At 61.2% G+C, this 5,160-nt stretch carries 6 protein-coding genes and 1 pseudogene; 1 reads left to right on the top strand and 6 read right to left on the bottom strand.

Going from position 1 to position 5,160, the window contains the following annotated elements; genetic code table 11:
- From VMR39_RS25920 to VMR39_RS25910, 3 genes and pseudogenes are all read right to left on the bottom strand, one after another.
- Positions 1 to 374: pseudogene (locus VMR39_RS25920) on the bottom strand (hydrolase); the annotation flags it as partial.
- Between the two features lie 252 nt (positions 375 to 626).
- Positions 627 to 857: a hypothetical protein gene (locus VMR39_RS25915; RefSeq protein WP_325420660.1), complete on the bottom strand. Its 231-nt coding sequence runs from the start codon at positions 855 to 857 to the stop codon at positions 627 to 629.
- 123 nt (positions 858 to 980) lie between these two features.
- Positions 981 to 1,295 carry a hypothetical protein gene (locus tag VMR39_RS25910; protein ID WP_325420658.1) on the bottom strand — a complete coding sequence of 105 codons (315 nt, stop codon included), beginning with the start codon at positions 1,293 to 1,295 and terminating at the stop codon, positions 981 to 983.
- Between the two features lie 465 nt (positions 1,296 to 1,760).
- On the opposite strand from VMR39_RS25910, the gene VMR39_RS25905 reads away from it, so the two are divergent.
- Entirely contained in the window at positions 1,761 to 4,058 is a 2,298-nt protein-coding gene (locus VMR39_RS25905; protein WP_325420656.1) for a TonB-dependent receptor, read from the top strand.
- A gap of 76 nt (positions 4,059 to 4,134) precedes the next feature.
- Here VMR39_RS25905 and VMR39_RS25900 read toward each other — a convergent pair whose 3' ends face one another.
- The 3 genes from VMR39_RS25900 to VMR39_RS25890 all read right to left on the bottom strand — a co-directional run.
- Complete coding sequence (locus tag VMR39_RS25900) at positions 4,135 to 4,383, bottom strand: hypothetical protein (RefSeq protein WP_325420654.1); 249 nt, start codon at positions 4,381 to 4,383, stop codon at positions 4,135 to 4,137.
- Positions 4,281 to 4,781: an endonuclease domain-containing protein gene (locus tag VMR39_RS25895; RefSeq protein ID WP_414712597.1), complete on the bottom strand. Its 501-nt coding sequence runs from the start codon at positions 4,779 to 4,781 to the stop codon at positions 4,281 to 4,283. The genes VMR39_RS25900 and VMR39_RS25895 overlap by 103 nt, the downstream gene beginning before the upstream one ends.
- Before the next feature lie 98 nt (positions 4,782 to 4,879).
- The coding region (locus VMR39_RS25890; protein WP_325420650.1) for a fumarate hydratase C-terminal domain-containing protein at positions 4,880 to 5,160 on the bottom strand (281 nt) is incomplete at its 5' end.

Genomic DNA, 5,160 nt, shown 5'->3' with positions numbered 1-5,160 from the left:
CTGAATTCGGAGCAGGCCGCCTGCACCAGCACGGTCGCATGGCCGACCCAGGTCGCGACCATGCCACGCGGCGCGGCGAAGGGAGCCGGACGGCCGGGCTTGACCGCGATCGCCACCGGCCATTGCGGGCGGTCGTCATGACCCAGCAGCCAGCGCAGGATGAAGCCCTGCCGGTTGGTCCCCGGCGGCGCGGGCGTCTCGATCGCGCCATCGGGGTTGAAGAAATGCACGCCGTCATAATGACGGCTGGCCGGCCCCTGATAATAGATGCGGTCGAGAAAGGGCGGAATGATCGTGATCGCCATGCACAGCGCGATGACAAGGAACAGCAGCGCAATCCCTGCGCCCCGGATGATGCTGATAAGGCGACCCATATTTCCCGCGCCCATATGTCCTCCGCGCTGCCGACCCTCGCGACATAGCGTAAGCCGGCGGCTGGGCAAGGGCTGTGGATAAGTCCGGGGATATCCATGCCGTGTGTCAGGAAGGGGTGGAGAGGGGACCATCCCTGACTTCGTCATCCCGGCGGATGCCGGGATCCAGAGTGGTCACAGGCAACCCTGGATGCTGACTTTCGTCAGCATGACGGAATGGGTGGGAAGCGGACTTTCCGCTTTTAGCGACCGTTAGCTTGATTTCAGACGTGAAGCAGCGTGCCATCCCAGCACCAAAATCGTGCCGGCGCCGATCGGGATTTTCCAAAAAGCATATGGGCTGATGAACTGAACGAACAGCATTGTCATCATGCCTCCGACATATCCTAATTTGGCGTCCGGGCCATTCCACAAAACGAACAAGACCGGGAAAGCTAAAAAGCAGACGGCAGTTACGAGCAACCAACGTGCGACGAATGCCATGCCGCGTCTCCTGAGGGGTTATAGCCTAACAGTCAGTGCTACGACCGCAATCCGCAGACTGAAAGGATTGAAGGAACAGCAAAAAATGGTCGTCATGCGAAATGACGGGATCAACAGGGGCCGTCATTTCGCATGACGACCATTTTTTGCTGGCATTGGTAGGTCTTCCTGTCTTTGCGGAACCGCATAGCCGTAGCCACCATCAAGGCCCGGCTTCACGATGATATCGACTCCCCAACGATGGACTGTCACCGCCTTCGGGTTGAGGCTCGCGATCTTTGGTGGCAACCTCCGTATCGGAATATCTACCCATCCATCCGACGAGTTGAGCGGACGATCTGTGATCAATGATCGGGCTTCGCTTTCTATAGCGCGGAGCATCACAGGATCAGAAATCGGGAAGGTGCAACCGCTAAGAAATGCGGCCGCGAAGGACACTGCGACCGCAGCAATTGTCTTTCTCGATCTGCCCATTGCTGAATTAAAGCATATGGGAAGTATGTCCGCTATCGGGCACCTTAAAATAGCTTCGAAAGGCAACAAATGGTCGCTTCCAGACCCAAAGCTCCGCTCGCCCTAAGCTTGTCGAACCGAGCGTGGGCGAAGCCCGGCGGCTGCATTCTTTCAGCGTCATAAGGCGAGAAGAAAAACAAGGTTGCGAAAAACGCGGCGCGAAGGATTTGTGACGTCCACTCATGGTCCCTTCCTGATCAGCCCCAATCCCTATTTCCCTATGTTGCCGCTTTGCCACGCTCAGCAACATATTGCGGCTGCGCGCGGCGCTTCGCGGCGCTTGTCACTATCCCGCCACAAATCGGGCCTAGCGGCCGGTTCATCCCGGACGCGGGGGCGCAGGGGCGCCGGCGTTCCGGTTAGAAACCAACAGATTATCGGGGAATAACCTTGACGAAACTCACTTTCGGACGGTCAGCGCTGCTGCTGACCTCGGCTCTGGGCGCGCTTGCCTTCACCGGCGCGGCCCATGCGCAGGATGCAGGCGCCGCTGCCGATGACGGCGCGCTGGGCGAAATCGTCGTCACCGCCGAACGCCGGTCCGAAAACCTCCAGAAGGTGCCGGTGTCGGTCGGCGTCGTGCAGGGCGATGCGCTGCGCAACCTGACCGCCGGCGGCGGCGACATTCTCGAACTCGCCGCGCGCGTGCCCGGCCTCTATGCCGAAACGACCACCGGCCGCATCTTCCCGCGCTTCTACATTCGCGGCCTTGGCAATATCGACTTCTATCTCGGTGCGTCGCAGCCGGTGTCGATCATCCAGGACGATGTCGTGCTGGAGCATGTCGTGCTGAAGTCGAACCCTGTGTTCGACGTCAACCAGGTGGAAGTGCTGCGCGGCCCGCAGGGTTCGCTGTTCGGCCGCAACACCACGGCGGGCATCATCAAGTTCGACACCATCCGCCCCTCGATGGATTGGGAAGGCCGCGCGCAGGCCAGCTATGGCAGCTATAACACCGTCACCTTCGACGGCGGCATCGGCGGCCCGATCGTCGCGGACAAGCTCGCCTTCCGCGTCTCGGCCCTCTACCAGCATCGCGACGACTGGGTCGACAATGTCTACACCGGCCCCAGCGCCGATGGCACCGTGTCTCCCAAGAAGGACGCGATGGGCGGCTATAATGAGAAGGACGTGCGCCTTCAGCTGCTGATGACGCCGACCGAGAATGTCTCGATGCTGACCAGCGTTCATGCCCGCGACTATGACGGCACCTCGACCATCTTCCATCGCGGCGGCCTGGTGAAGGGCAGCAACAGCGTGGCGGGCGAACCCCGTTCGAAGATCGCCCTCGACGAAGCGATGAACAACCCGCAGGCTTACAAGACCTATGGTGCGTCGGAAAATATCGCGATCGACATGGGGCCGGTCACGCTGACCTCGATCACCGCCTATGAAACCACCAGCGGCTACAGCCGCGGCGACACCGACGGCGGCGCGGGCGCTGACTATCCCGTCAATGGCGTGGCGAACGGTTTCGGCCAGAGCCAGGGCAATGTCCGCGACCTCGACCAGCTGACGCAGGAAGTCCGCCTCGCCAGCAACGGCAACAGCGCCTTCAAATGGCAGGTCGGCGGCATGTATTTCGACAGCCGCGACACCACCGACTTCTACCAGCGCGCCTATTTCCTGACCGGCGCGGCGAACAACCCCAATAACTGGGTGCGCCTGCGCAACAAGAATGAAAGCTGGGGCCTGTTCGGCCAGGCGAGCTACGAAGTCGTCCCCGGCCTCACCATCACCGCTGGCGGCCGCTACACCAAGGACACGAAGGAAACCCGTCTTGTCCGCGCCACCGCCAACGTGGCGGGCGTCTCGACCTACACCGGTCGTCGCTATGTGAAGCTGACCGGCAAGGAGCCGAGCTGGGACGTCAGCGCCCTCTATGAAGTGACCCCTGAAGTCAGCCTCTATGCCCGCGTCGCGCGGGGTTTCCGTGGCCCGACCATCCAAGGCCGCTCGGCGGTGTTCAACAGCGACTTCACCACGGCGGATTCGGAAACGATCATGTCGTACGAAGGCGGCATCAAGACGAACCTCTTCAGCAATCGCCTGCGCTTCAACCTGTCGGGTTTCGCCTGGAAGGTGAAGGACATTCAGCTGAACGGCAACGACGTGAACGGCAACGGCGTCCTGTTCAACGCCGACGCGGCCAAGGCCTATGGTCTGGAAGCCGATCTCGAAGCGCGTCCGTTCGAGAATTTCACGGTGTCGGCCGGCCTCAGCCTGCTGCATAGCGAAATCGACGACAAGAATGTCTATGCGCAGGTCTGCACGCTGAACGGCGTGGTCGTCTGCACGGTCGAAGACCCGACCGTGACCAATGCGCGCGGCGTCTTCGCCCAGATCGACGGCAACCCGCTGCCCAACGCGCCGAAATATACGGCGAACATCGCGGCCCGCTACGACGTGCCGCTGGGCAATGGCGGCAAGCTGTTCGCGGCGACCGACTGGAACATCCAGGGCTATACCAACTTCGTCCTCTACAAGACGAAGGAGTTCTACTCGAAGGGCGACTTCGAGGGCGGCCTGAAGATCGGCTACACCGCGCCCGATGGCAAGTATGAGATCGCCGCCTTTGCCCGCAACATCACGGGTGAGAAGAATGTGAAGGGCGTGATCGAAAACTACATGGCGCCCGTGTTCAACGAACCCCGCATCATCGGCGTGTCGCTGAGCGGCAAGCTGTAAGACAAGGCGGGGAGGCTTCTCCCCACCGACACGCAAAGGAAAAGCGCGCCATCCCATCGGGTGGCGCGCTTTTCGTTCAACTGGGCTTGGTCGTCGCCACCGCTTCCACCCAGTCCGGTTCACGCAACATCTTGCGCCCCATGGTCCAGTTCGACTCCAGCCGCACCAGCGGATTGGGCGCGCACCAGATTTCGCCGCTGTCGGAAAGGCCGGTCACCCAGATCAGATTATGCTCCTGCCCATAGTCGATGACAGCAAAGGCATAGCCCTTGCCCTTGCCTTCGATATGGACGGGCAAGGGCGGATCGAGCTGGGTGAAGGACATGGGGGCACTCCGGCTTGGGGTGCCGGACATAATGCGGGGAAAAGGGCGCGGTTCCGGGGTTTAATCGAGATCAGGCAGTTAATCCTCCCCGCGCGAAGCGGGAGAGGGGGACCATTGCGCAGCAATGGTGGAGGGGAAATAGCGTAACGGTCGAGGACAAGCCGCGTCACGGCTTCAAAATCCCTCAACACATTGGAAGCCCTGACCCGCAGCACAGCGATCCCTTGCGTTGCCAGCCACTCATCTCGCCGAGCATCATGCGCAATCTGTTTCGGATCGTCATGAATAGCGCCATCAACCTCGACCGCGATCCGCGCCAAGGCAGAATAGAAATCGAGTACATAAGGCCCAGCCGGATGCTGCCGTCGGAATTTCAATCCGTTCGGTCGCCCGCGCATCCACTGCCATAAGGCTACCTCTGGTGGAGAAAGGACGCGCCGCAACTGGCGCGCCTTCTCAACATCCTCCCCATCTTGCGATGGGGAGGATGGGAAAGTCACGCCCCTTCGAGCAGCTTCTCGCGCTTGATCTTCTCCTGCCACACCAGCGGGGCGAGGCGGTGGACATTCTGGCCTTCGCTGTCCACGGCCACGGTGACGGGCATATCCTCCACCGTGAACTCATAGATGGCTTCCATGCCCAGATCCTCGAAACCCACGACCTTGGACGCCTTGATCGCGCGCGACACCAGATAGGCCGCGCCGCCGACTGCCATCAGATAGGCGCTCTTGTGCTTGGCGATCGAATCCGTCGCCGCCGGGCCACGCTCGGCCTTGC

The organism is Sphingobium sp., assembly GCF_035511395.1.
Classification (GTDB): Bacteria; Pseudomonadota; Alphaproteobacteria; order Sphingomonadales; family Sphingomonadaceae; genus Sphingobium.
Note: the sequence above shows the minus strand (reverse complement) of the source record. Positions and strands in the feature narration are given on the sequence as shown.